General features: G+C 41.9%; 21 protein-coding genes (1 of these 21 cut by a window edge). 15 read left to right on the top strand and 6 right to left on the bottom strand.

Features of this window, described 5'->3' with window-relative positions; all coding sequences use genetic code 11:
- Positions 1–34 precede the first annotated feature (34 nt).
- Entirely contained in the window at positions 35–706 is a 672-nt protein-coding gene (locus FHG67_RS04015) for a heme exporter protein CcmB (RefSeq protein ID WP_002614450.1), read from the bottom strand.
- Positions 678–1325, bottom strand: coding sequence for an ABC transporter ATP-binding protein (locus FHG67_RS04010; RefSeq protein WP_004499176.1), 648 nt, complete (start codon positions 1323–1325; stop codon positions 678–680). Before FHG67_RS04010 ends, FHG67_RS04015 begins: the two co-directional genes overlap by 29 nt.
- 731 nt (positions 1326–2056) lie before the next feature.
- On the opposite strand from FHG67_RS04010, the gene FHG67_RS04005 reads away from it, so the two are divergent.
- Both FHG67_RS04005 and FHG67_RS04000 read left to right on the top strand, forming a co-directional pair.
- A complete protein-coding gene (locus tag FHG67_RS04005; protein ID WP_369750484.1) occupies positions 2057–3124 on the top strand; it encodes a tetratricopeptide repeat protein in 1068 nt (355 codons plus the stop codon).
- Entirely contained in the window at positions 3121–3810 is a 690-nt protein-coding gene (locus FHG67_RS04000) for a hypothetical protein (RefSeq protein WP_002614443.1), read from the top strand. Before FHG67_RS04005 ends, FHG67_RS04000 begins: the two co-directional genes overlap by 4 nt.
- Here the strand turns inward: FHG67_RS04000 and FHG67_RS03995 are convergent, their stop codons facing one another.
- Entirely contained in the window at positions 3811–4569 is a 759-nt protein-coding gene (locus tag FHG67_RS03995) for an ABC transporter ATP-binding protein (protein ID WP_004496063.1), read from the bottom strand.
- Positions 4570–4736: 167 nt separating this feature from the next.
- On the opposite strand from FHG67_RS03995, the gene FHG67_RS03990 reads away from it, so the two are divergent.
- The 5 genes from FHG67_RS03990 (at position 4737) to FHG67_RS03970 (ending at position 7395) form a co-directional block, all read left to right on the top strand.
- The gene (locus tag FHG67_RS03990) at positions 4737–5048 is read left to right on the top strand and encodes a hypothetical protein (RefSeq protein ID WP_004499209.1); all 312 of its coding nucleotides are present in this window, start codon (positions 4737–4739) and stop codon (positions 5046–5048) included.
- Between the two features lie 191 nt (positions 5049–5239).
- The gene (locus FHG67_RS03985; RefSeq protein WP_004499172.1) at positions 5240–5626 is read left to right on the top strand and encodes an ArsR/SmtB family transcription factor; all 387 of its coding nucleotides are present in this window, start codon (positions 5240–5242) and stop codon (positions 5624–5626) included.
- The gene (locus FHG67_RS03980; protein ID WP_004499199.1) at positions 5607–5999 is read left to right on the top strand and encodes a DoxX family protein; all 393 of its coding nucleotides are present in this window, start codon (positions 5607–5609) and stop codon (positions 5997–5999) included. Before FHG67_RS03985 ends, FHG67_RS03980 begins: the two co-directional genes overlap by 20 nt.
- A 148-nt stretch (positions 6000–6147) precedes the next feature.
- A complete protein-coding gene (locus tag FHG67_RS03975; protein ID WP_002620125.1) occupies positions 6148–6663 on the top strand; it encodes an SRPBCC family protein in 516 nt (171 codons plus the stop codon).
- A gap of 183 nt (positions 6664–6846) precedes the next feature.
- Positions 6847–7395: an SRPBCC family protein gene (locus tag FHG67_RS03970; RefSeq protein WP_004499266.1), complete on the top strand. Its 549-nt coding sequence runs from the start codon at positions 6847–6849 to the stop codon at positions 7393–7395.
- Positions 7396–8025: 630 nt separating this feature from the next.
- Here FHG67_RS03970 and FHG67_RS03965 read toward each other — a convergent pair.
- Entirely contained in the window at positions 8026–9480 is a 1455-nt protein-coding gene (locus FHG67_RS03965; protein ID WP_004501705.1) for a RecQ family ATP-dependent DNA helicase, read from the bottom strand.
- Between the two features lie 105 nt (positions 9481–9585).
- Here FHG67_RS03965 and FHG67_RS03960 point away from each other — a divergent pair, with 105 nt between their 5' ends.
- From FHG67_RS03960 to rsmA, 8 genes are all read left to right on the top strand, one after another.
- Positions 9586–12978, top strand: a complete 3393-nt coding sequence (locus FHG67_RS03960; RefSeq protein WP_004499252.1) for an exodeoxyribonuclease V subunit gamma — start codon at positions 9586–9588, stop codon at positions 12976–12978.
- Positions 12975–16148 (top strand): UvrD-helicase domain-containing protein, encoded by a 3174-nt coding sequence (locus FHG67_RS03955; protein ID WP_061231114.1) that lies wholly within the window; start codon positions 12975–12977, stop codon positions 16146–16148. The genes FHG67_RS03960 and FHG67_RS03955 overlap by 4 nt, the downstream gene beginning before the upstream one ends.
- A complete protein-coding gene (gene recD, locus FHG67_RS03950; protein WP_142499656.1) occupies positions 16148–17986 on the top strand; it encodes an exodeoxyribonuclease V subunit alpha in 1839 nt (612 codons plus the stop codon). Before FHG67_RS03955 ends, recD begins: the two co-directional genes overlap by 1 nt.
- 272 nt (positions 17987–18258) lie before the next feature.
- Positions 18259–19200 (top strand): ABC transporter ATP-binding protein, encoded by a 942-nt coding sequence (locus tag FHG67_RS03945; protein ID WP_002620193.1) that lies wholly within the window; start codon positions 18259–18261, stop codon positions 19198–19200.
- The gene (locus FHG67_RS03940) at positions 19197–19958 is read left to right on the top strand and encodes an ABC transporter permease (protein WP_004496083.1); all 762 of its coding nucleotides are present in this window, start codon (positions 19197–19199) and stop codon (positions 19956–19958) included. The genes FHG67_RS03945 and FHG67_RS03940 overlap by 4 nt, the downstream gene beginning before the upstream one ends.
- A gap of 101 nt (positions 19959–20059) precedes the next feature.
- Positions 20060–20935, top strand: coding sequence for an SDR family NAD(P)-dependent oxidoreductase (locus tag FHG67_RS03935; RefSeq protein ID WP_142499655.1), 876 nt, complete (start codon positions 20060–20062; stop codon positions 20933–20935).
- Between the two features lie 263 nt (positions 20936–21198).
- On the top strand, positions 21199–23295 hold the full coding sequence (locus FHG67_RS03930; protein ID WP_004501721.1) for a ComEC/Rec2 family competence protein: 2097 nt from the start codon (positions 21199–21201) through the stop codon (positions 23293–23295).
- Entirely contained in the window at positions 23258–24163 is a 906-nt protein-coding gene (gene rsmA, locus FHG67_RS03925) for a 16S rRNA (adenine(1518)-N(6)/adenine(1519)-N(6))-dimethyltransferase RsmA (protein WP_004495987.1), read from the top strand. The genes FHG67_RS03930 and rsmA overlap by 38 nt, the downstream gene beginning before the upstream one ends.
- 285 nt (positions 24164–24448) lie before the next feature.
- Here rsmA and FHG67_RS03920 read toward each other — a convergent pair whose 3' ends face one another.
- Positions 24449–25969 (bottom strand): HDOD domain-containing protein, encoded by a 1521-nt coding sequence (locus FHG67_RS03920; protein ID WP_004496076.1) that lies wholly within the window; start codon positions 25967–25969, stop codon positions 24449–24451.
- A gap of 89 nt (positions 25970–26058) precedes the next feature.
- Positions 26059–26660: the 3' portion of an ABC transporter permease gene (locus FHG67_RS03915; protein WP_312845845.1), read on the bottom strand. 100 nt of this gene lie beyond the right edge of the window; 602 of the gene's 702 nt are visible here — the last part of the coding sequence; the start codon falls outside the window, past its right edge — the gene reads right to left on this strand; the stop codon is at positions 26059–26061.

The raw sequence follows: 26660 nt of genomic DNA, 5'->3' as shown, positions 1-26660 counted from the left end.
ATGTCGGTGGAATCAAGAAAGATTCTTCGATTCTTTAAGGTTCGTCTCCGGAAAGTTCCAAAAGTAGAATTCCGATTCCAGCGTAAAAAATACAAAACGAAAGTAGGATGGCAATTCCGGGAATCGGATCAAACACGGGCATTCTTTCCAGTTTTCTTTCCGCTTCCATTCCGAAAAGAAGGACCGGAATCGTAAACGGGATCATCAAAAGCGGAAGCAGAATTTCCTTGAGCCTGGAAGAGTCGCTGATATGACTCAAAGCGACTCCCAAAAAAGAAATACAAAGAACTCCGGGCAAAAAGAAAATCAGATTTACTGTGAGATCTTTCCAACTCAGAGGGAACGTTTGAAAGAAAACGGATAATAAAATCATTAAGTAAACGGCGGCAATCGTAAGCCCCGCAAAAACCGCGAGAGACTTGGAAAGAAAACGCATCCAAATCGGAAGGAAAAGAGAACTGATTCTTCCTCCGCCGTTTTCCCGTTCTTCCCAAGAGGACTGGCCGATAAAAACATAAGAAGTAAGGAACAAAACGGACCATTTGATTCCGATCAGAGTCTGACGATCGAGTTTTCCGGTCTGTTCCAACGCATAATTGAAAATGAATACGATCGAAGTGATCAAAACGAGAATAGACAATATTCCGTTGACCGCCCTTCCCAATAACAGAAATTCCTTATGGAGCAGAAAGAACAGAGGTTTCAAGATTCCCCTCCTTTAGAGTCAACGACTTTGTTTGGCGAGAAAAAGGAATGCGGGGATCGTGAGTCACGAGCAACACCGCGGAATTTAGAGAATATTCCTCCAAAACATAAATCGCGGTTTCGAGTCCGGATTGATCGAGCGCGGTAAACGGTTCATCCAAAAGTATCAAGTCCCCTCCGGTCAAAAGCGCTCGCACCAAAGCGGCCTTTTGCCTCATTCCTCTGGAAAAGGTAAAGATCGGATCTTGTTTTCTCGTCCAGAGCTGGAACGACTTCAAAAGAGCGCCAACTTTATCTTTCGAATATTCCATTTTTGCGATGGAAAGAAAATAACGAAGATTTTCCTCGAGACTGAGAGAGGTATAAAGTCCGAGTTCGTGACCTAGGTAAGAAATTCGAGGCTTTGTCGATTCGGAGTCCATAAAAGAAAAAGAATCCTTATGACGTTCGTGATTGAGAATCGCTCTGAGAAGAGTTGTTTTTCCGGCCCCGTTGTCTCCTCGAAGTAGTACGAGTTCCCCGCGGAAAAGAGAAAATGAAATCTGTTTGAGAATCCGTTTTTTTCCGATAGAATAAGATAGGTCTTTACAGACGAAAAGCGCTCGTTCATTGAATGTCAAAACGGTTCCTCTTATGAAACCAGAGTCTCTTCAGAAACGGAATTTACAATGCGTTTTTTCTAGTGGATAGGTACTAGGAGTCAGTGGTTAGGAGTCAGTGGTTAGGAATCAGTGGTTAGGTGTCAGTGGATAGGAATCAGTGGTTAGGAATCAGTGGTTAGGAGTCAGTGGTTAGGAGTCAGTGGTTAGGAGTCAGTGGTTAGGAGTCAGTGGTTAGGAGTCAGTGGTTAGGAATCAGTGGTTAGGAATCAGTGGTTAGGTGTCAGTGGATAGGAATCAGTGGTTAGGAATCAGTGGTTAGGAATCAGTGGTTAGGAATCAGTGGTTAGGAATCAGTGGTTAGGTGTCAGTGGTTAGGTGTCAGTGGTTAGGAGTCAGTGGTTAGGAGTCAGTGGTTAGGAGTCAGTGGTTAGGAATCAGTGGTTAGGAATCAGTGGTTAGGTGTTACTCATAAATTAAGAAGGCTTTTGGGATCAAAAACTGATATTTTTCAAGTGTTCCGACAAGAATGAGGCTTTTTACTTGAGAAGTATCATTTTCTGATAGAGAAAAATTTCCCAAACCTTTCCACCCAAAAATAAGGGGAAACTTAGGCACAACACTTCCTAAACTCAGTAAACACCTTCCTATGGGTCGGTGTTTAGGGCGCGTTGTGGGAACTAAGTTTCACGGGGGATTTGTCGTAACTCCGACAGATTTATCTTCGGATTCAAGTACTTGTGGGTAACGTTATGGTGTTAGTGGATAGGTGTAGCTTGAATCCCTTTTACTTTTTATGTCGGAAAATTCTTTGTCCTTTCTTGTCCCTTCTCTCTTATTTACCATTGCTCATTCTCGTTTTTACCGACAAAAGCGTCGAAGCGCAGATCCAAATCGGCGGTCAATACTATTCCGGTTTACTTTGGGGAGAAAATGAAATTCTTTCTTCCGAATACTACAACGACGGTTCTTTTTTAAGAACGGATCAGGACTTTATTCTCGCGGCGGGAAGAAACTGGAAAGGAGATCCTCCTCCTTCCCGGGGAAGTTTTTTATTCGAAAAAAAAGAAATTTATAACAGCGGGCTTTTTAACAACGAAGCGGTTTCTCTTTTGGAAAAAGGAAAAACCGAAGACAGGCTCAGAGCAATTTCCATGTTGGAAGAAGGTGTTCGCTTCGATCCTAAATTTTTTCCTTTCCGCTACAACTTAGGCCGCGCATATCACCTGGAAAAAAAATATCAAAAGTCCATCATACAATTCGAATACGCAAGCGCGGAAATACCGGAATATTACAGAACCTTCATTCACTTGGGAACGTTGTATGAAATTATACGAGAACCGATCAACGCCACGATTCTCTGGAAAAAAGCGGTGTCGCTTAACAAATTTCACACGGAAGCCCTTCTCCTCTTGGCAGACCACTACATCCGAACCGATCTCAAAAACCGCGCTCTCATTTACATCAAAGAAGCCGCAAAAATCGACGAACAAAGTCCGGACGCGAGAATGGGAAGAGCGAGAATAGAGCTTCTTTCCTCCAAGGATCTTTATGCTTATAAAATTTTTAAGAACACGGAACTTGTGGACGATTTGGGACAGAAGAAACAATACAATAAAAAATTTCATTTTTTTTATGCCGAAACCGCCAGTAAAGTAGGCGATTATGTCACGGCGGCGGACCAATACGAACAACTTCTAAAATATCCGAACGATCCGTTCTTCTCCGAATTCTCGTATAAGGTGATCGAAAGAAGAAGAGATCTCGCAAAACGTTTTGCCGAAATCAAGTCCATGGAAGAAGAAAACAAAACCGAATGAAAAAGGTTTGCTTTTTTCAATTTTTCTCCGTTATTTTGAGCTTGGAGGAATTTATGAAAAAAATCACCTGGCTCACAATCCTGTTTATCCTCCTTAACATTCCTGCATTTGCGCAGAATAAAGAGAAAGGACAGGCGGACCTGAGCCGTTCCGATGTATTTTCCGAACAGGGAAGTTCTTACACGAAATCCCTTCAGAAAATCGTCAGAGATCTGGAAACCACGATCAATGAGAGACTTACGGATTTAGAGAAGAAACATTCTCTTCTCGTAATTCTGAGACCGGAACTGGAAAAGGTGCAAACAATCGTCACGGAAGACATTCCTTTTACTTTCGACGAGGGGTACGAGAGCAACCTGCTCAAATACGTTCGTTTTAAGTTTGAGGGCGGCAAAATCAAGGAAGTTGAACTTGCCTCCGAGAAAAAAAGAATTCAGTACGAATTCGCTTTTGAAAATAAAAGACTGATTTTCTCTCCTCCGGACGTATTGGCATCTCAGGTCAAACTCGAAAGATTCGACAAAATAGAGAACACCAAAGTGGGTGATATATCTCTGGAAAATCAGATCAAAGCGCTTAGACTTTTAGAGTCCAGCCTCAGATCCTCGATTTACCGGATCGATATCATGATCGCTTTATACAAAGACAAAAAAGACAGAAAAAATCTCTATCAGATCGATATTTGATCAAACGCGGAGGGAGCTCAAATCGGTCGCGCGAATGAGTTCCCCCGTAAAAGAACTTTTATAATTCCCGAGCACTTCTTCCGTCTTCCCGAAATCGATTAATTTACCTTTTTCTAATATTCCAATTTGATCGCAGAATTTCTTCGCGGTCCTCAAGCTGTGTGTGATGAGAAGAATCGTAATTTTCTTTTCATTCGAAACTCTTTTCAAAAAAAACAGAACCTCGCCGAGAAGAATCGGATCGAGCGCGCCTAATGCCTCGTCCAATAAAAGAATCTTCGGTGTTGCGAGTAACGCGCGTAAAATCGCGGCGCGTTGAAGTTCTCCGCCGGAAAAAGAAAGGACGTTTCGATTCAGATTCTTACCGGATAACTGAAACGATTGCAGCAAATCTTGAAAAGATTTTTCTCCTCTCTCTGCGATTTCTCCTCCGAGAACCCGAAGCGGCTCCTTGAGAGCCTTTTCCAAAGACCAAGTCGGATTAAAACTTGCCACGGGATCTTGAAAGACAGGTTGCAACTCATGGATCGGAATTTCTTTTCGGTCCTTTCCGAAAATGAAAATCGATCCGCTTTGTTTTGAATTTTTAACTGCGGGAACTCCTAATACCGCGCGGAAAAGAGATGTTTTTCCGGAGCCCGAACGTCCTAAAATTCCCAGAATCGTTCCAGAATCTACTTCAAACGAAACGGAATCCAAAATCGTTCTTCGGTTCAACTGGAGATTTAGTTTTCGAACTTCTATAGCTTTATCGGGCATTTTCTCCAATTTAAGACGATCCGAAAACTGGTAAACGCCTAATTTACAAGATCCTAAGATTCGCAAATCCAAACGCGTTACCGATCCCTATAAAATAGAATACCGTCAATACAACACGATTCTCAAAATGAATATTTTAAAATATACAAAAAATATAATATGTTTCTTTGCAAATTGGAACGGCTCCGCCTTCGATCAAAATTCTTTCACTTTTGATTTCGATCGAATTGGAAAAATTTCAATTTCTTCAAAACCCGAGGAGCTTAATCGATCCCTTAAGTAACACGGATTTCGAATTTGTTCGATTGGTTTGCGGCTCGGGGATTTGCCTTACGGAGTTCTTGCTCGCGGGGGAGGAGCTTCAAAGTTTTGCGGGAGTTTCCACTTTTAAGAACCCGATTCCGCTCTTCCTACAGAAAAATAAGAGTTTATCCAAAACCGCTTATTCACACCAAATCTGCTTATTTACAATCAGATGAGGCACAATCAATACTTTGATACAAATGTTCAATTTGTTAGTAAAACAAAGGATTTGAGTGGACTTTTTGACTTTTTAGAGACTATTTGTTAAACTATCCACTTAGTTAACACACTCTTGCAGTTCTTTTGTAGAAAAGGATTTGACAAAAATTTGAAATGACCCAATTTAACCTGCAAGTTAATTAACCGCATGGTTCAAGAAGAAGAGAAAACAGACCAACTTAGTCTTGCTTTTGCGGCCTTAGCGGACCCGACTCGCCGCAAAATTTTGGCATCTCTTCGGTATGGAGAGATCACTGTGAAGCAACTTGCGGAACCTTTTTCCATGAGTCTTCCGGCAATCACAAAACATCTCAAAGTGTTGGAAAAAGCAGGGCTCATTTCCCGAGGCCGGGAAGCTCAATGGAGACCGGCTCGCCTGGAGACCGGGCCTTTGAAAGAAATAGCGAACTGGATCGACGAATATCGACAGATTTGGGAAGCCAGATTGGACCGCCTGGACGAATATTTACAAGAACTTCAAAAAATACAAACAAATCAAGAAAGGAAAACAGACTATGAATCAGGAAAAAATTAAAACCATTATCTATTGGATAGTGACCGCACTTACCGCCGCTAACTACGCATTTGCAGGTTATGTGTATCTCAATCGGGGACCGGAAGTTATCGCTGGCATAACTCAACTCGGATATCCTCTTTACTTTATAAGTATTCTCGGGGTTTGGAAACTCCTCGGCGCAATTGCGATCACAGTCCCACGTTTTCCTCTTCTTAAAGAATGGGCATACGCAGGAATGTTTTTCAACCTCACAGCGGCGTCGGTTTCGAACGCGGTCGCCGGAACCGAAATGATTCACGCGGTATTTCCTCTAATCGCTCTCGTTCTAGTGGCGTTATCTTGGGCTTTGCGCCCCGCGGATAGAAGGTTGGAAGGAATTTGGCATCTATAAGAAAAATCAAATTTACTAATATTATTACCCGTTTTTAAACGACCCAGTCATTCTACTCTCTGAACCTGACACAGAGCTTACAACTTTTTGGGGCTCTTTGTAGTAGAAAATCCGGGTTTCGGGACAAACTATAAGCGAACATTTCATTATGAAATTGAAAAAAGAAAGGAGAATCAAAATGGCAAACACAAATCAAACCAGTGACGACTTAGTCATCACTCGGATTTTCAACGCACCTCGAGAAACGGTTTTCGACGCTTGGACAGTTCCGAAAGAAGTAATGAAATGGTGGGGGCCGAAAAATTTTACGTCCCCGGTTTGTAACATCGATTTTCGTGTGGGCGGCAAATACCACTTCTGTATGCGCGCGTTAGACGGCCAAGAATTCTGGTCCGCCGGTGTTTACAAAGAAATCGTAAGACCAGAAAAAATCGTTCAAACGGATAGTTTTTCAGACAAAAACGGTAATGTCGTTCCCGCCTCCGAATACGGCATTCAAGGCGATTGGCCTGAATCTCTTTTAGTAACTCTTATCTTTGAAAACCATCAGGGAAAAACGAAATTAACCTTGCGTCATACTGGTATTCCCGTCGGCGAGATGAGCGATATGACAAACGCGAGTTGGAACGAATCCCTCGATAAACTCGAAGCAATTCTAAAATAATAAATAAAAGAGTTCCCCAACACAAAAAAGTGCAAATACAAGGTCCGATAACGGACGCAAAATGAAAAATCATTTTGCTCATGTTGACGCTCTTGAAAACAGTAGAACAACGAAACCGTCGAAATCGAAGGTCTCAATCAGGCAAGCCGCCTGGCAAAGTTAAAAATTCATTAGGAGAATTTTATGTCGAAATTAAAAACAATCGTTTTAACGGCGCTCGGAGCACTCGTAGTTTTCGTCTTGGGTACCCTCGCGATCGCTTCCACCAAACCGGCCAACTTTCGTTACGAAAGAACGTTGAGTATGAACGCACAACCCGAAAAGATCTTTACTCTGATCAACGACTATCACAGTTGGGCCTCCTGGTCCCCTTGGGAAAAATTGGATCCCGCTATGAAAAAAACTTTTAACGGCGCCGTTTCCGGAGTTGGTTCCGTTTATGAATGGGAAGGAAATAGCGAAGTAGGAAAAGGTCGTATGGAAATCATAGAAGCGAATTCTCCCTCCAATATCAAAATGCGATTAGACTTTCTTTCCCCCTTTGAAGCGCATAACACTACCGAATTTTCCTTGATCGTAAAAAACGGCATGACTCATGTAACCTGGGCGATGTACGGTTCGAACGCACTTATTTCCAAAGCGATGGGACTTTTCTGCGACATGGATCAGATGATCGGAAAGGACTTCGAAGCCGGTTTGAACAACATCAAAAAGATCGTGGAAGCAAAATAAAACGATGGAATTCGGCGGCCGTTTCGATATTTAGTATATATTTATTTTTGAATATACTAATGTAACTTCGTCCGGAACGTTCCGGTCAAAGTCCGAGCCGAATCGAAAAGAAGTCCGAATGCGCGGACCGGGAAAACCACACGGGATTTTAAAAAAAGAATCGCCTAAGAAGACGTTTCTTTGAAACAAATTCGGAGTCCGAACAAGTCAAGAATTTCGGTCGAAGGGAACGCACATCTTCGGCCGAAAAGTCGTTCTCCGTTTATTATGTTCCGTGATTTCCTGATAAAATCTTTATATTCCGTTTTCCTAATTTTTTCTATGGAATTTCGCAAAAAAAGATCGCAAACGAAAAAAATCGCTCTCAGAAGTTTAAAAATCACTTAAAAAATAGATTCCACTTATATAATGAGTCGTCCCTGAAAAAGTGAGCTCATAAATTTAATAGTTGTGAAAAAAAGGAAATTTGACAAAGCTGCTGCGCGATCGAATTTGCAAAAACGCACTCAAAACGCAGCTGAGATTGCTCGCCGCAATTTTTTTATCTTCGGTAAGGCTTCCGTCGGATATCGACGCCTATTTCAGAAAATTGACGAAACGAATTGTCCAACATTTGCAAATGTAAACTCGTCATTTCCATACTCCCGTTGTCCGATATTTACAGACGTCGCAGTTATCGCATCCGCTCCATTTCGCATCAAAGTATTCGTACACAAACTCTCTTCTGCATCTTTCCGATTTCAGATAAAGAAACATTTGATACAATCGTTTCAAACTCGTTTTCTTTTTTCGTTCCAAGTATTCGGAGGAACAAAGAACATCCGGCAACGGAGATCTTAATTTCAACGACTTTTTTTCCAATTCCCCCGAAGTAACTCCGTGTCTTTCAAACAAATTGAGAACGGTTTGAAGCCGATGATCCCTTCGATTTTTATGAACGATCATAGCTTGCAATTCGTCGTATTCGATCGAAGACAATTTTTCTCCGAGTCGTTCCATTGTCTGGTAGGTGCGAGCGATAAAAGACTCGTCCGGATTTTGCCATTCGATAAAATCCATCAATACGGTCAAATCGTCTTGGTCATAAAATACGTGACAATCCGATGCGTTGCCGTCCCTTCCCGCTCTTCCGATTTCCTGGTAATATCCTTCCAAAGAAGAAGGAAGTTCCGCGTGTATGATCATTCGTATATTCGGTTTATCGACTCCCATTCCGAACGCATTCGTCGCCAGTAAAATCGTATCTTCCGATTCTAAAAATTGTTTCTGAACCTTTTTTCTTTGCTCGGGGGATAATCGTCCGTGATAGATTTTATGCGGAATTTTTTGCACATCCAATTTTTCTCCGAACTTTTCCAAATTTCGAATCAGATTGAAATAAACGATCGTGCTCCTTTTTTGTTTTTTCAAAAGCTCAAGAATTGCATCCGACTTGGTAGGTTCATCTACGAAAGTTCGAACGTCCAGAAACAAATTGGGTCTGCAGATTCCTTCGTTATAAACTCGGATTTCCGATTCCCGCAAACCCATTTGAAGCACGATGTCTTTTTGAATTTCAAGTGTCGCTGTTGCGGTTAACGCGATCATCGTCGGTTTGCCTAGAATTTCCCGAAATTCCCCAATCTTCGTATAGTCCGGTCTAAAATCGTGTCCCCACTGACTGATACAATGCGCCTCGTCGATCGCAAGAAGAGATACCTTTCTAAGTTTAAGCGAATCTATAAATTCTTTCTTACGAAATCGTTCCGGTGAAACATACAAGATTCTGTATTTTCCTTCTTTCAAATCCCGATAACACCGAAGCCTTTCCTGTTTGGAAAGTGAGGAGTTGATATAACCCGCGTCGATTCCGAGTCGTTTCAATTTTAAAACCTGGTCCTGCATCAGCGCAATCAAAGGCGAAATTACTACGGTCAACCCATCCAAAGCGAGAGAAGGAAGTTGATAACAAATCGACTTCCCCATTCCCGTCGGCATGACGACAAGACAATTCTTCCCGGCAAGAACGTCCAAAATGATTTTCTCTTGAGAACTTCTGAATGTGGAAATTCCGAAAAGGTTGCTAAGCTGACTAAGAGAAGGCATTACGATTAGAATTTATCTTGGATCTTTGAGAGCAAGAGAAAACGTAATTACTTGCCACGATGCGAATTTTTAGAATGCTCGTATTCAAGGCCGGAGTTTAATCGTTTGTCAATCACTCACATCACAAGTCTATCGCTCGAAGACATGGCCGTCGAACTCTCTCGGAATATCCTCGAAGAAAGAAAAAGTTTTCCTTTGCATTCGCCCGTTATCGTAGTCCCGAGCACGAACATGAAACTTTGGCTGAACCTGAATCTTTCTCGATTCTCCGGACTTTCCGCAAATCTTCGATTCCTTTTTCTCGAAAAAGCCCTTGAAGAATACTTTCACCTCAGAGCAAACCTGGACTACGATCCATTCCAACGCGCGTTCCCGAGCCGGGAGGCAACCCAAAGAAAAATTCTTACCTTTCTGATCGAAAACGCAAACTCGAAAGAAACAATATTCTTACGCTCATTTCTGAAGAATATTGCGCGAGCTTTTTCTTTGAGCGCAAGGCTGACTTCGCTTTATAAAGATTACGAATTAAACCGATCCTCTTGGATTCAAAGTTGGGCAAAGGAAAAGGGAATCGACATTCCGATGATCTCCCGCAGACCCTCTCCGTTTCCCCAAGAAGACGAGTACTACCGTTTTCAAAAGGTACTGTATCAAAAAGTTTTTTTGAATTCCGAAGAACCGAATACTCTCGTCCAGTTTTTCCTCAAAGAAATACGGAAAGACAAAACGCATTCCCCTCGTAATTTTCCTTCCCTACATCTTTTTTGTTTGTCCAATCTCGCAGACACGTATCTTGGAATTTTAGAATCCCTTTCTCAAAAAGATAAACTTCCGATCTATCTCTATCAATTTCATACGGGTTACGTTTCAAACGCGAATAACTCTCTCGGACCGGAAAGATGGTCCAATCCCCAGGCTCATATCGCTTCTAGAACCGCTTCCGTTCCCGGAATCATTTTTAAAAATCTGGAAAGTTCCCATACGTATCCGAAAAAACTCGCAACTCTTCGAAACATTCTGAAAGGGAATCGAGATAGAGATAACCCTCAAGATCTTTCGCAAGACGCCTCGGTTCGATTCTGGAACGCTCCTTCTCCGTATCGGGAAATGGAATCGGTGGCGAACGATATTCTCTATAAAATGAATCAAGATCGTCGATCGACCTATTTGGATTTTGCGATTCTCGTTACGGATATGCGGGCCTATCGCCCAGCCGTCGAATGGGTGTTTGACGGCGGAATTCTTTTACAAACCAAAGCGGATGCGGACCCGATTCGAAAAAAAATTCCTTATTCTTTGACAGATATTAAGGCGAACGAAGCTTCTTTACTTTATAGAGGCTTGATGAACTTTTGGGAAATCTGCTCCGGAAACTCCATCGAAAAAAGCAGCCTACTCAAACTTCTTCGAAACCCTCTTTTACACAGAAGAATTCGGAGCGATTCGGAAAATGTTTCGATCCTCGAAAAACTGATCGAAACATCCGGAATTCGGTACGAAGAATCCGGAAGAGAGAAAGATTCATTCCAAATTTCTAATGGACTTAAAAGAATCCGTCTTTCCTCGATTTTATCTCAGGATACCGCTTGGACAAAATACAAAATCGCTCCGATTCCCCTCGAATCAGACGAAAGCTCTTCCCATCTCACTATTTTTTGGGAAACCGTTCTCAAAGCGAAAAGCGACATTCTTTCTTTCTCCGAAGGGAAAACGATCCGTTGGACCTCCGATTATCTCAAGATCGTTCGAGCTTCTTTGGAAGAACTTTTCGAATTTCCGGAATACGAACAAGAAGAGAAGCTCTTTCAAAATTGGCTGGAATCTCTTTTAGAGTGGGAAGGAATTCGATTACAAAGTAAGGAGGAAGGAATCGCTCTTCTGAAATTTATTACAGAACAGATCTTCGATCAGATACCGTATCGTAAGGGAGCGTATCTCACGGGAGGAGTTACGATTTCGCTCCTGCAACCGATGCGTCCGCTTCCTTTCAAACATATTTATATCCTAGGTTTAGGAGAAGGAAAATTTCCCGGCTCCAACGACCGTTCCCAACTAAATCTCAGGAAAGATTTCCGGGAAGAATGGGATATCTCTCACAGAGAAATCCAAGAATCCCTTTTATGGGAAACCATTCATTCGGCAAAAGAATCCCTCACATTGAGTTATGTCGGAAAAAATCTACAGGAAGATAAAACCTTCGAACCTTGTTCCCATCTTTTCGAAATCATGGAATCTCTGCAAGTTAAGGAAGCGGTCAAACTTCCGCTACATTCGTATAGTATAAAATACAAACATACCCCCGAAGAATTGAGACAAGGTCTCGTGAGCTACGACTTCGGGAGGATATGGGTGAATGGAAATCGAAACGATCATACTATTCTTGATCGTTTCCAAAACCCGAAGGAACTTGCCAAAACGAGCTCCGCGCCTCCTCTCTCTGGAATCGACATAAAGGAACTCTCTCAATTTTTAAGCGACCCATTGGATACTTATCTTAAAAGAAAACTGGGGATGTATCTTGAGGAAGAGGAAAGCCGTGATTACGAAAAGGAAATCTTCGACTTGGATCCGATCGCGGAAACTTCCATATTAAAAAAAGTGCATGCTTTGATGGTGCCGGACTTGGTTTCTAAAGAACCTTGGAGCTGGGACCGGGAAAAAATTTCCCAAGTGATTTCTCCGATTTTGGAAATGGAAAGGTCTTCGGCAAAATTTCCAAAGTCCGTATTCGGAAAGATTCAAGAAACCGATCTTGTTCGATATCTCGTAACAACAAGCGGAAACCTTTCCGAGTGGAAACCTATCTTTCAAGGTGGGACGTATTATCCTTACTTAAGCTTAGGAGATACCGGCTTACCGGATTCTGTCTGTAAAAAAATGCCGGAACTCAAAGTCCCTTTAGAATCCGGTCACTTTTCCATCAAAGGAGAATGGGAACACATCATCGAAAAAGACGGGAACTTATACTGGTTATTTTCGAAGAGTTTGGAAGAAAAACCCAGCGAGGACTATTTTGGTTACAAGGATTATTGGAAAACGATGAGTTTTCCTTTTTTAACCGGAGTTGCCTTCGCTTCTTCGAACGAAAATTTTAAGGTCTATTCTTTTAAACCTCGCCCTTCCGAAGAACCAAAAAAGAAAAACACTCTTACTCTCGAATATAGAATCGAAAGTCCGTCTATCGGAATCGAATACCTTGCAAAAATTCTAACGGAATATCTGAAAGAAGAACCTGTTTTTTTTCCTCGAAAGGCCTTCCTCAATTACTACGTAAAAAATATCCAAGGTGATTCCAAAAACAAAACACCGGTCGACGTATTCGAAGATGAGAGCGCGTGGATTCGTTTCCTGAAGGAGGAGTTAAACGAAGTCAGGGACGGATTGTCCTCTTTGGTTAAACTCTATCCAAAAACTCCGAACTTGATTCTACGATCTCAAATTCGATGGGCTAAAAACTTTTATAAACCCTTTTTAGATTGGAAGAAGAACGATCTATGAACGTTAGACGTGTTTATGAGCTTAAATCCAGCTTTATCGAAGCGTCCGCAGGCACTGGAAAAACGTATACGATCATGGAAATCGTAAAAGATCTGATCGGCGAATACGGGATTCCTTTGACTCAAATTCTGATTTTAACCTATACGGAAAAAGCGGCGGGAGAGCTCAAAGAAAGACTTCGAAAAAAACTCATCGCCTCCGATTTTACGAAAGAAGCGAGAGAGCTCGATCAGGTTACGATTTCCACCATACACGGTTTTTGTAATATGATTCTGCAGGAATATCCGGTGGAAACAGAAACACATTCCAAGTGGATCTTAACCGATTCGAAAGAAAGACTGAACTCGGCTTTGCATAGGCTTCAACACGAAGAATGGAACTCTTGGGTGAACAATCCGGAAGAGCTCGAAACCTTTCTTTCCTTATCCGGATATATATCACAAAAAGAGAATATTCTCATCGCCGGTTCCAAACTTTTAAGCGGAAAAAAATATCCGTATTCCAACGAAACGACTCCGATGAACGCGGAAACGTTCCGTCAAAAAACGGCATTGATCGCGGCGGAAATGGTCGCGCGAGAATTTAAAACGTCCGAATGGATGAGTTACGACCAGATGATTTTGCAAACAAGGGACTCTCTAAAAAATCCTCACCTTTGCAAGGCTCTTCAAAGCAGATATAAAGTCGGAATTCTAGACGAATTCCAGGATACGGATTCGGCTCAATACGAAATTTTCGCCAGACTCTTTTTGGAACCGGACGACAAAACGGAACAAAGAGCTCCTTATCTCATCGGAGATCCTAAACAGTCGATTTACGGGTTCAGAGGAGCGGATATCGGAACCTATCTTCGAGCGAAGAAGGAATTGAAAAGTCATAAGGCTCAAGAAATTTCGTTGAACGTCAATTATAGGTCCGTTCCCGAGTTGATTCGCGCTTATAACGAGATATTCGGCGGTAAAACCGGAGAACAAAGTTTTTTTCCGATCGTAGAGCGAAGCTTCGAGTCGACTCCGATCGAATACTCGGAAGTTTCTGCTCCCGAAAAAGATCCGAAGATTTTATTAAGCGACAAACATAGGGAAGGCCCGATTCAAATCGTGCGTTTTATCGGAAAGGATACCTGGAAAACGGACGATGCAAAAAACGCTTGGGGGCAGTTCATCGGGGAAGAAATCCTGAAACTTACTCGAAGTGAGAATCCGTTTTCGTATCAAGTTTTAGAAGAATCCAACGAAGAAATTCATTTTGCGGAAAAAAAACTGAGCTTTAGAGAAATTGCGATTCTCGTTAAGAGTAAAGCGGAAGGAAAACTTGCGGAACAATCTTTAAAACTCAGAGGGATTCCTTGTTCGTTTTATAAACAAGAGGGGATCTATCAGTCTCCCGAATCGTATCAGATTTCCAATATATTCGAATGTCTTTTGGATCCGAATAAACCCTCCTCCTATCGAAAACTTTTATTGGGCGATCTGTTTCAAATCCATCCCGATCATCTCGCCGCATTTGACGAACATTCGATAGAATCCTACGAAAAAACCACTTTAGACCGTTGGAAAACCCTTGCGATCGATCGTAAATTTCCCGAACTGTTCCGTTCCATTGAGGAAGACAGCAGAATATTCCTAACCGAAAACGAAACGGATATAGATTGGGAGAGGAAAAAAACGAACTACGGACAAATCTTCCGCAAATTGCTTCAGTTCCAAATCGCCAATCAGGCCGACTTGGAAGAAATATTAGAAGAATTGAAACTACTTCAGACCGAGTCAAAAAGCGAACAAGAGCCTCCCCTATTCGAAAAAGAAACCGAAAAAGACGCCGTTCAAATTCTCACTTTACACTCTTCCAAAGGTTTGGAATGGCCCGTCGTTTTTCTGTTCCATCTCTCCGGCAATTTCGTTCCGGAGGTTTACGATTATCCGGTTGTCGGAAAAGACGAAGAAAGGTCCTGGAAGTTAAGTCTTTGGGACGACGAAGAAGAAAAGAAAATTAGCAAAGAAGAATATTCTTATCAATCTCTGAACGAAAACAAAAGGCTTTTGTACGTCGGGATCACTCGCCCCAAAGTCAGGCTATATCTCCCCTTCTACACTCCCGCGAACCACAAAAAGACGAGAGATTCCGCATATTATAAAATCCTATATCCTAGATTACGGCATATCCTGGAAAACGGACCGGATCCGAATTTGTTTCATCCAATCGTTTGGGCTCCTACTTCTTTCGATCAAACAGATCCGAATATACGAAATCGAACTCGGATTCCCGAAGTCCGTTTAACACCTCTGCTCCATCGCGAGTCCGAACCTTCCAAGACGATTCGTTTACACAGTTACTCTTCCTTGAAAACCAGGGCCAAAACTTCGGAAAGCGAACCTCTTTCCACTTTGGAAGAAGCGGAATATTTCAAATCCGATGACGCGGAAGGCACAGAAATCGAAGACGCACTTCCTTCGTCGGCCGCAACCGGCTCTTTTTTACATGCCCTTTTGGAAGAACTGGATTTCTCTTTTTTTAAGACCGAAACACCGAAGGAAGTTTTAAAGAATCAGAAAGTTCTTTCTAGAATGGATTTCCATTTAAATTATTTTAGATTCTCAAAAGAAAATAAAAAGAATACCCTTTCGGAAAAAGAAACCTATCAAAAAAGAACCGCAGAGATCCTTTGGAATTCCTTAAATGCAAGGATTCCTCTGCAGGACAAAACCTTGTTCAGCCTTGTAGATCTCGGTAAAGAAAATAGAATTTCGGAGATGGATTTTCATTTGAACCTGGACCCAGCGGGCAAAGGTCCTGGTAACTTTTTAAAAGGTTCCATCGATTTGGTCTTTGAGATCGAAAACAAATTCTATATCGCCGATTACAAATCGAACCTGCTCGAAGACTATTCTCCCCTTTCGCTACAACGGAATGTGGAAAACACGGAGAGTCGATACGATCTACAAAGAGATATCTACGCGATGGTACTTTACGAATATCTAAAGAACCTATTTGGACCGAAAGACGCTTTTCAAAAGATCGGAGGAGTATATTACTTTTTCCTAAGAGGAATGAAACACGGGGAGAACTCCGGAATTTATTCGGACTTTCATTGGAATCCGGACAGAATGGAAACAATCCATAAAACCGTTCTGGAACTGACCGCTCTTCGCCGGTTGGAGGATCTTTGATGGAAGAGTCCTTTTCCCATTTTATCGAAAAACTCAAAGCGGATATTTTAGACCTGGACAAATCCTGGGCCAAAAAAAAAGGTCCCGAAAAAAATTCGGATTGTTTATTAGAAATTCTGAATTCGATTTGGAGTTCCATGGAGGAGGGAAGTTTATGCGTTCCCGTCAAAAAGGAATGGAGGGACGTTTTAAAATTAAAACCTCCCGGTCTAGTCGTGGACAAATTCGAAAACAAGGAATGGGTTTACTTCGAAAAAACGTACCGATCCAAAACCGATCTGGAAAATCTTCTAAAGGAAAGGATTCAAAACAACGTTCCGCCAAAAGTCGACCGGCGCCGTGCCGAGGAAATTCTAAAAAATCTGGAATCAAAAAGTTTTCCATTGAAAGAAGCGCAGGCGAAGGCGATTTTTTCCTGTCTCAATTCTTCTTTTCACATCGTCAGCGGAGGTCCGGGAACCGGAAAAACGACGGTCGTCGCGTTTCTATTAGAGATTTTGAATCAACTCGGACAACTTCCTTCTTCGGAAGAAATCGCGCTCGTGGCACCTACTGGAAGAGCCGCGCAGAGATTAACGGAATCGATTCAGGAAAACCTTAAAAAAATCTCCGAAACGGAAAAATCCAATTTCTTACGGGGGCAAACGATCCACGGACTCCTCTCCTACAAATCGTCGTTAGGCGGATTTTATTACAATCGGGAAAGATACCTTCCGCATCGACTGATCATTGTGGACGAAGTCTCGATGGCCGATTTGAATCTGATGCTTTCCTTATGGAACGCGATCCCTCGCAATCCAAAAAAAGACATCCGATTCATACTGATCGGAGATCCACATCAGCTTCCTTCTGTGGAAAAGGGCGCGGTGTTAAGCGACTTTCTATCCGTACTAGAATCGAAAAAAGCGAACTTCGTTTCCAGACTCGAGGAAAGCAATCGTCAGAAATCTAAGGGGAAAGCAAACGTTTCGAAGATCGTTGTTCTTGCGGAAGAAATCCTCAGATATTCCCCCGAAAATCTAAATCTCGGAACAAAGATCGACGATTCTTTTCCGAAAACACAAACGATCGGAGAAAATTCAAAATACGAAAGCGAAGTTGTGTGGCTGCAAAATTCCGCAAATAAAGTTTCGGATCGCTTATCAAGGGACGAAGTCATTGAAAAACTTTGGACCGAAATTTTTCATCCCAGGATTTCCGAAATCGGAACTTGGAAGGTCAAGGATCCTTTCGGTTTAAATGAACCCGGGATTGTTTTAAAATTTCAGGAGGAACTGAAAAGATTCCGTTGTCTCACCGTTTTTAGAAGCGGTTATTGGGGAGTGGAAGCGATTCAAACGAAAATCATGAATCTGGCCGCGCAGGATCTTTTTCATAGAAAAGGCCAAAACCCGGATTTCTTCGCAAAACGCCTTTCCAAACGTCTTTACTTTATAGGGCTTCCCATCTTAATCACGCAGAACGATAAAAACAGAAAACTTTTCAACGGCGACATCGGAATCGTTTTAAGAATGGAATCGACCGGAGAACTCAGAGCGGTTTTTCCGATCGAAGGGAAATTATTTCCTTTCGCGTTAGACACTCTTCCGAAACACGAACCCGCGTTCGTGATGAGCATTCACAAAAGTCAGGGATCCGAATATGATACGATTCTAATATATATTCCGGACCATCCGGAATCTCGGGAAGAGGAACGATTTCACAGACTTCTCAACCGTCAGATTTTATACACGGGAATCACAAGAGCCAAAAACCAAGTAATCCTTGCGGGCAACCCGAAGACCTGGGAAATCGGAATCGCCAATTCTCAGAAGAGAGACACCGGTTTTAAGATTTAGAACGAGCCAAAATCTCTTAACAAAACATAGAACATAAAGCGGCCATTGTTCGTACTCCGATTCAAAAGACTACGTTTCAAAGTCTGGATCGGTTTGGACATTCTCAGGATTTTACGAATCGACTTCCCGCTCCCTCTCGAAAGAAGAACTCGATAAAAACCGCATTACAAATCCAGTTTAAAAAATCGAAATGATGCTGGCTTGAGAAAGTGGATTTTGTACATTAGACATTCTACTCAAACGAATTTAAGTCATTCGGAGTAAGGAAAAATATGAAACCGAAAACGAAGTCATCCATTGTCTCCGTAAACAATCTTTCCAAATTCTACGCGAACGGATTTCAAGCGTTGAAAAACGTTTCTCTGGAAATACAGGACGGAGAAATCATCGCGCTTCTCGGTCCGAACGGAGCCGGTAAAACAACTCTGATTTCCATCATTTGTGGAATCGTAAATCCGAGCGAAGGTTCGGTGCGCGTTTCCGGAAAAGACATTCTCAAAGACTTTCGTTTTACGAGATCCCAAATCGGACTCGTTCCGCAGGAACTGAGTGTGCACGCGTTCGAATCCGTATGGGCGACCGTGAATTTTACGAGAGGATTGTACGGAAAACCGCCTAACTCCGATTATATTGAAGAACTTTTAAAGTCCCTTTCCCTTTGGGAAAAAAAAGACCACATGATTCTCACCCTTTCTGGCGGAATGAAACGTCGCGTTTTGATCGCCAAAGCGCTTGCGCACGAACCGAGGATTCTCTTTTTGGACGAACCTACCGCAGGAGTGGACGTTGAACTTAGAAAGGATATGTGGAATATCGTCCGGAATCTCCGCGAAAACGGGGTAACCATCATACTCACCACTCATTACATCGAAGAAGCCGAAGAAATCGCGGATCGAATCGGGGTGATCAATAAGGGTGAATTGATCCTTGTGGAAGATAAGAAAGAACTCATGCAGAAGCTCGGTAAAAAACAACTGTTAATCGATTTGACTCAAACTCTGAAAAAAATTCCGACGACTTTGAAAACGAAAGGGCTGGAAGTCGTAGGCAACGGAAAACAACTTCTTTACACGTATGATTCTCACGGAAAACAAACCGGAATCTCCGCTCTTCTTCAGGATCTCAAAAAGGCCAAAATCGAATTCAAAGATTTGAATACGACCCAAAGTTCTTTAGAGGAAATATTCGTTCAATTAGTAAGGGAATCACAATGAATCTATACGCAATCAAATCCATCTACATTTTCGAAATGTCCAGAACTTGGAGAACGCTCTTTCAAAGCATCGCTTCTCCCGTCATTTCCACTTCCTTATATTTCGTAGTTTTCGGATCGGCGATCGGTTCTAGGATTCAGGAAGTCGACGGAGTAGGTTACGGTTCCTTTATCGTTCCGGGCCTTATCATGTTGTCTTTATTGACGGAGAGTATTGCCAATTCTTCCTTTGGAATTTATTTTCCCAAGTTTACCGGAACGATTTACGAAATTCTCGCGGCGCCGGTTTCCATGATAGAAATCGTGATCGGTTTCGTAGGCGCCGCCGCAACAAAATCCGTGATTCTTGGTACGATCATGCTCGCCACCGCTTCCCTATTTGTTCCAGTGAAAATTGCACATCCCTTTCTGATGGTGCTCTTTCTACTTCTAACTTCGATCTCTTTCAGCTTATTCGGATTTATTATAGGAATCTGGGCCGAAAATTTCGAAAAGTTACAGATCATTCCCCTGCTTATCATCACCCCTCTTGTTTTTTTAGGCGGAAGTTTTTATTCGGTGAATATGCTTCCTCCTTTTTGGCAGAAATTGACTCTTTTTAACCCTGTTCTTTATTTAGTGAGCGGATTTCGCTGGAGCTTTTACGAGATAGCGGACGTCAGCGTGGGATTAAGCCTTACGATGGTTTTCGTATTTCTTTCGATCTGTCTCGGCCTGGTTTGGCTGATCTTCAGAACGGGATACAAAATTAAAAAATAGATTTCGAATATTCAAATTTGTTAAATCGATTCTCTTTATTGTAAAATCGATCGCAAAAATATTTCCAAATCCGTACTAAAAAGAGGGAAAAAACATCGGATATGAAATCGAACCGTCCCCGATTTGCAGGCAAAAAAGTTTTTATTTCCGGAGGTTCCTCCGGAATCGGCAAAGGACTCGCCGTCGAATTCGCAAAACGGGGCGCAAACGTGATTCTCTCGGCCAGAAATGAAAAAACCCTGAAAACGACCGTAGAGGAATTGAGGGAGATAGGTCACAAAAACGCAATCTTTGACTTTGCGATTGCGGACGTCTCCAAATTCGAACAAGTCCAAAAAGCCGCAAAAAAGGCCCTAAAAGTTTTAAGCGGACTGGATCTTCTCATCTGTAACAGCGGTTATGCGAAAGCGGGAAAAATCGGCGACTTAAAGGAATCGGACTTTTATCAATTGATGGACGTGAATTTTTTCGGACACGTCAACTTGGTTCGAGCCTTTCAAGATCATTTCCTAAAACAAAAGTACGGAGACATCGTACTCGTCTCTTCCATGCTCGCTACGTTTTCCATATACGGTTACGGAGCGTATTCGGCGAGTAAATTTGCGATTACCGGTTTTGCGCAATCTTTGCGGCAGGAAATGATGTTTCATGGAGTTCGAGTGAAAGTTTTTCTTCCTCCAACTACCGATACCCCCGGTTTGAAAAAAGAAAATCAGGATAAACCCGATCTCGTAAAGGAAATCGAAATGGGTTCGGCGATCAACACGGTTCATTCCGTGGAAAAAGTGGCGAACGCATTTATAAACTGGCTGCCTAAAAGGAAGTTTTTAGGATACGCCACCTGGGATTCCTGGCTTCAATATTTTTTAGTTAGACATTTCCCGGAATGGACTTTGTTGATTGCGGATGCGGAATTGAGATCCGCACAAAAAAGGTTAGAGCAAAAAGGCAAAATCCAAACTCCCAAAAGCGAATAATTTGTGGGGTTGGTTATGGACTTGTCGGGCCGCACAAGTTCGCGTTCGTTTCGAACCTTGCGAAGACTGTTTCGTCAAATCAAACTCAATCCGTGAAGTAATCCCTATCGCGACAAATCCTGTGGAAACTCCCCTAAAGTAAGCTCAGAAGAGTCCACTTATACCAAACGGATTCAAAAGAGAGGAGTTCCCACATTTTTGCAGTTCCAAAAGGGAAATAAAAAAAACATTCCGCACGAAGCGGATCGAAAACCGTAAAAGACATGGAAAAACATATCCGAAACTGGTTGCCTTGCTCCGCGTATTCAAAAATTTCCCTAGGAACATTTGTAGGGATCCTCATCGACTTAATCTTACCGGGTACGATCCTTCTATGGGTCGGAATCTGCGTAATGGCAATTTCGATCGGATCATTTTTTAAAAGACGGTTTCAAATAGCTAAATATTCCATTTTTGGAATGCTTGTATTCGCATGCGTTTCGACCTTTTTTCCGGCAAGATTCCAAAAAAATCCGCAGAAGAACACTTCCCACGTTTCCCAAACAAATCCTTTCGGAAAGCAGGAGAAAATTTTCCAAAAAAAATTCAGAGAACAAGTTTTACTCGAGTTAAAAAAAGCCGACCTGAAAAAAAACTCCAACCGAGTCGCCTTAGGACTTATTTTCGGAGAAGCAAAACAACTTTCCAAAGAATTCAAAACGAAAGCGAAAGAAGGAGGAATTCTACATTTGTTCGCAGCCTCAGGATTACATCTCGGAATATTAATGGGAATTCAGTATCGACTTCTAAGACTAATACCGAGTTTGGGATACAAGCTACCCAGAATCATTCCTCTGCTCACCGGATTTCTTTATCTGTCCGCTTTGGGTTATCCGGTTTCACTCTCAAGAGCCTGGATCTTTGCGGGAATGCTGTTGTTTCAAGGATTATTTTTTCGAAAATTACGATCGGTAGATTTGCTACTCGGTTCCGCCTGGATCTTATGGATCGTGGACCCTCCGGGATTTTATACGGTCTCGTTTTGTCTCTCTTTCGGGGCGGTAGCCGGAATATTCCTTTTTTCTTATCCGATTCAAGTCGCTTGTAGTTTTCTTTCCGATGAGAATCGAATGACCTCTTTCCTTAAAGAAAATCTATCGGTTTCATTTTCCGCCGGACTTGGAACAATGCCCGTGTTGTTATTTGCATTCGGATCCTTCAGCTTCGGGTCAATTTTATTGAACTTAATCGTGGTTCCTCTGGCGGGAATATTACTCCCGATACTTTATTTTTCTCTAATCATACAAAAGATAAAATTGACCGCCTTCGCCGAACCGTTTTGGTCCATTACGGAATTCTTAATTCAGATTTTGATCTACCTGTCGGAAACGCTATCGCAATCGCTCGGTTTTTACAAAGAAATGGGAGACGCGATTTGGATCGGAATCGCCGGCTGGGTCCTTCTCTGCATCGGAATATTTCTCCATAGTCATTTTATGGAAAAGAACTTTTTGCGGAACACTCCGAAACACAAGCTCACTGTATCAAAAATGCCAAGTCACAAGTTGAGCGCCGAAGTTTCCGACCGAAATTCGAAAGGCGCGGATCCTTCGCCCCTCGATCCAGATTCTGCATTTCCGGAAATCGACAATTCGATTCGCAAACGGAAATACGAAGAAACTACAAAAAACATTCAAAATTTAGAATATTATCAATTCGAAAATAAAAGAAGATTTAAGAAAAAATCGTATCCGTTTTTTTGTGTTTTGTTTTTTATTTCTATCTTCGGAATCCACGTTCTTCTATATCAGTCTCCGAACTTGTTTCCTACGGAAAATCGCATCGTAAACAATCGGTTTTTCTTTATTTTGAGGAACGGAGACTCTCTGATATTTTCCGGAAAATGTAAATATGGATATAAGACAATATCGAACGTATTTCGGATTTCGAAAAAAAATTATTGCGATTCTACTCACAAACGTCCCCTGAAAAGCATTTTCGTGGAAGAAGAATCCTGTCTCATCTGGGCCTTTCAATGTTTGCAAGACTACCCGCAAACAGACATGTTCTATTCGGGTCGTGATTTTGAACTTTGGAGCCGAACGAGTCGATTCCATTTTCTCAAATCGAATCCGATCCGAGAAATCTTTCTATCGAAAGAATCCAAAATTCTATTTTTTCATACGAAAAAGGATTCCCTCTTTCAACTCTCTCAAAAAACGAAAACGGGCGGCGGTTGGATTCTTTTAGAAACTCCTTACGGAAGCCGGGACGATTCAGAAGTCTGGAATCGAAACCGAAAACTGCTTGGGCTTTCGGAGAATTGGACGTTTCTGGAAAAAGATGAACTCCAGAGAATACCCATTTCGAAAAGTTTCTGAAATCCGCAAATTTCTGGAGTCGAAATCCTCGGCCCCGTTAAAAAAATGGGGACAGAATTTTTTAATCGATCCGAATGCAATCCGATCCATTCTCAACTGTCTGAGCCCCGACCTTCTTTCGACAATTGATCGGATTTTGGAAATCGGTCCGGGACTCGGCGCAATCTCGCATGGATTACTCGACTTCCGAAAGCCGGTCACCTTATTCGAAATCGATCCGGTTTACGCACATTGGCTTCGGGAATATCTTCCGGAATTTGAAATCAGGGAAGGTAACGCTTTAAACTTTTTGCACGAATACTCCCAAGATTCGACTTATCTTTTCGGAAACCTCCCCTACTACATTTCTTCCGAACTGACTTTAAGTTCCGTTAAAAATTTAAAAGAACTCAAAGGCGCGGCGTTTCTCGTGCAAAAAGAATTTGCAAAAAGAATTTCAAGTGAACCTTCTTCGATTCAATTTTATCTTTCTGCGTACGGAAATTGGAATTTAAAGAAGGACGTCAAGGCCGGGGCTTTTTATCCGAGGCCGAACGTGGATTCCTCCATACTAGAATATAAATCTTCTCCTGTATTCGAGAAACAATCCGGATTTATCGCGCTCGAATGCCTTTGCAGAACCGCTTTCTGGGGAAAAAGAAAAAAACTGACTTCCTCTCTTAAAAACGCGCCAATCGCCTCCCTTCCCGTGGAAGTTACTTCCTCCGAAAATTTTTCGGAAGAACAGTTTCGAAATGAAAGCGTCCAATCTTTGGAAAACGCCGGCATCGATCTCAACAAAAGACCGGAAGAATTAAGAGCAACGGATTTTCACGAGGCAGCGCAATCTCTTTCGATTTATATATCAAAAATATTGAATATAATGTGAGTTTGGCGGTTGAAAATGAGAAAGAATTTTCTACTTATCTCTATATAGAGCGTGTCTAAAATTCTGCGTCTAAACGCGGGATTTGTGCTCACATTAACGGTACTCTATTTTATAGGAATCAGTAAAAGTAAGAGTCCCTACTTTTAGAATTTGTTTGTAAAATCGCGATTTGTTGCAGTTCCACATTTTAAGAATAGATTTACAAAGTTCGAATTCCAACTTCCTACAAAAAATGAATCATGGATTTCTTACGACCCTACTCACGTTAACATAGCTCGACAAAGTTTAGGAGTTTTTTTCGAGTTCCTTATATTCCTGAAGAGTTTTTTTCATAAATTCGTCCAACTCGGCTTCTTTTTTGAAACCGAAGTGTTGAAGGACGGCGGATTGAATCAGAAAATAATCGGAGAGGTCTCGGGAAATATCGATGATCATGTCAGAAAGATAAATCGAAAACACCGCGTCTTGAAATTCCTTTTTAACCAAAAGCGGTCTGTGATGCATCTCCGCGGCAACCCGAATCGTATCCGAAAAGTTCCACTTCTCACAGATCATACCTCCCAAAGTCGTATGAGAAATTCCTAATGCGGCCTCTTCCAGAGTCAACGGAGAGGGTAAAAGCCGATTTCCCAAAATTTCGGAGATTTTTTCGGACATATCGGGTTCAAGAGAAAGCAAAATTACTCGACCCACGTCGTGTAACAAAGCCGCACAAACCAGAACCGTGATTGTCTGTTTTTTCCAACCCATCCTTTCCCCAAGACGTCTGCATATAAACGCCGATAAGCTGGACCGCTCCCAAATCGATTCGAACTCTTTGTATCTTTCTTCCAGAATCTTTTTCGTTCCCAAACTCAAAAGAATACTGTTCAATTCGGAAAGACCGATAACCTTGATCGCGCCTTCCAAATTTTCCACCTTAGTCCTCTGCGAAAAAGAAGCAGAATTTGCCAATTTTAGAATATTCGCAGAAAGTGATATATCTCGGCCCACAAGTTCGGTGATGTTATGGATCGAAGAATCCGGTTTATTGATCAGACTCATGATCTGATTTACATTGTCGGGAAAAGTGGGCAGATTATCCAACTCGGAAAGAATCTCCCCCGTTTTCTGAAGATTGGTATTTTTTTTCTTAAATTCGAAAGGAATTTTGATATAAGCCGAAGTGATTTCTTCCTCGGATTTGATCCGATACGAATCTCCTTCGATTCCTTCGTTTTTCAACATCAGAAGAGACATCGCAAGTCCCAAACCGGCCCCCTCCGATTCGTCTCCATGATTTTCGAAAACTTCCGAAAGATTGTTATATGTGCGCGCCTTCGAAATTCTTTCTTGAATCCTTTGATCCTCTTCGGGAAGAAGACCAACGTTATTTGCAACCTTTAGAAGAAAACTATTCTGATTGAAACCAAATGTAACGAGAACGTACAACCCGTTTTGTTCAAGAAGATCGGCATAGAGGTCCTTCTTGGAGATCAATTTCTCCTTAAATTTTTCCATTCCAGTCTCATATTGAGACGGATCCTTGATATCCCAACCCGCTTCCCTAAAAATCACCCTCTTTTGATTCGCCTTCACGGCGTTCATGATAGTTTCTCTTAAAATGGAAAAGATACATTCTCTCAGAGGTATGATGTCCAAATACTGAAGATAACGATCCAATAAAAAACCGATAATTTTATCGATGTTTCGATTGAAGTGAGTGATTCTTAAATAAAGCGGATTGAGGGATTCAATCGGTTCGTTCAGATTTTTGACGGAGAGAAAATACCCTTCTTTTTCATAATGAAACCATTGAATCTTCATGCGGACTTCCAAACTCCGCTTAGGTCATTTAAATCTGACCCAAAACGAAGTTATGACTCTTTAAAGGTTCGTCAACCGGCACTTTATGTTTAGAGTTCTTTCCTGTCCAGAACAACTTTTACGAATCCGAAGCAAAGAGCGATCCAAATACCGATTTGGATGAGGGAATATTCTCCGTAATAATGAACTTGCGAAAGACTTTTTGCGAGAAGAGAACTCGAAAAAAAGAACACAGTTCCTTCCTGAGGTAAAATCCAATATATCGCTTCCAAGGCTTGTTTTTTTAAATCCGAAGTTTGAATCATATTCGCCGCAACGGACTCATAAATGAACAGATCCAAAAAGGTGGAAAAAACAAGCAGCGCAATTCCTCCAAAAAACGCAGCATTTTTACCGAAACTGAGGACCGAGACAAAGCCGAAAAGAATCAGGAAGTAAAAAACGGAAAACATCGTAAAACAAGCTTTCAAAAGATCCCAGGAAAAAACTTCTCCGCCGATCCACTGTTTAACGAGATACGTTCCGATTAAAAAAACGCCGTTTGCAAAAACGAGCAAAAGAACTCCCAAGGATCTTCCTCCGATATAAGTCAAAGAAGAAACGGGCCTTGAAAGAATCGGAATATAAGTCTTATTTTCCAGCTCTTCTCCCAAAAGCGAAACGGGAAGAAACAGCGCAAGAACCGTGTTCC

The sequence above is a fragment of the Leptospira weilii genome (assembly GCF_006874765.1).
Classification (GTDB): domain Bacteria; phylum Spirochaetota; class Leptospiria; order Leptospirales; family Leptospiraceae; genus Leptospira; species Leptospira weilii.
Note: the sequence above shows the minus strand (reverse complement) of the source record. Positions and strands in the feature narration are given on the sequence as shown.

Excerpts from the sequence above, each read along its gene's own strand:
- FHG67_RS04005 (WP_369750484.1), top strand. The coding sequence starts at position 2,057 with ATGGTGTTAGTGGATAGGTGTAGCTTGAATCCCTTTTACTTTTTATGT.
- FHG67_RS04000 (WP_002614443.1), top strand. The coding sequence starts at position 3,121 with ATGAAAAAGGTTTGCTTTTTTCAATTTTTCTCCGTTATTTTGAGCTTG.
- FHG67_RS03995 (WP_004496063.1), bottom strand. The coding sequence starts at position 4,569 with ATGCCCGATAAAGCTATAGAAGTTCGAAAACTAAATCTCCAGTTGAAC.
- FHG67_RS03985 (WP_004499172.1), top strand. The coding sequence starts at position 5,240 with ATGGTTCAAGAAGAAGAGAAAACAGACCAACTTAGTCTTGCTTTTGCG.
- FHG67_RS03980 (WP_004499199.1), top strand. The coding sequence starts at position 5,607 with ATGAATCAGGAAAAAATTAAAACCATTATCTATTGGATAGTGACCGCA.
- FHG67_RS03975 (WP_002620125.1), top strand. The coding sequence starts at position 6,148 with ATGAAATTGAAAAAAGAAAGGAGAATCAAAATGGCAAACACAAATCAA.
- FHG67_RS03970 (WP_004499266.1), top strand. The coding sequence starts at position 6,847 with ATGTCGAAATTAAAAACAATCGTTTTAACGGCGCTCGGAGCACTCGTA.
- FHG67_RS03965 (WP_004501705.1), bottom strand. The coding sequence starts at position 9,480 with ATGCCTTCTCTTAGTCAGCTTAGCAACCTTTTCGGAATTTCCACATTC.
- FHG67_RS03955 (WP_061231114.1), top strand. The coding sequence starts at position 12,975 with ATGAACGTTAGACGTGTTTATGAGCTTAAATCCAGCTTTATCGAAGCG.
- recD (WP_142499656.1), top strand. The coding sequence starts at position 16,148 with ATGGAAGAGTCCTTTTCCCATTTTATCGAAAAACTCAAAGCGGATATT.
- FHG67_RS03945 (WP_002620193.1), top strand. The coding sequence starts at position 18,259 with ATGAAACCGAAAACGAAGTCATCCATTGTCTCCGTAAACAATCTTTCC.
- FHG67_RS03940 (WP_004496083.1), top strand. The coding sequence starts at position 19,197 with ATGAATCTATACGCAATCAAATCCATCTACATTTTCGAAATGTCCAGA.
- FHG67_RS03935 (WP_142499655.1), top strand. The coding sequence starts at position 20,060 with ATGAAATCGAACCGTCCCCGATTTGCAGGCAAAAAAGTTTTTATTTCC.
- FHG67_RS03930 (WP_004501721.1), top strand. The coding sequence starts at position 21,199 with ATGGAAAAACATATCCGAAACTGGTTGCCTTGCTCCGCGTATTCAAAA.
- rsmA (WP_004495987.1), top strand. The coding sequence starts at position 23,258 with ATGAACTCCAGAGAATACCCATTTCGAAAAGTTTCTGAAATCCGCAAA.
- FHG67_RS03920 (WP_004496076.1), bottom strand. The coding sequence starts at position 25,969 with ATGAAGATTCAATGGTTTCATTATGAAAAAGAAGGGTATTTTCTCTCC.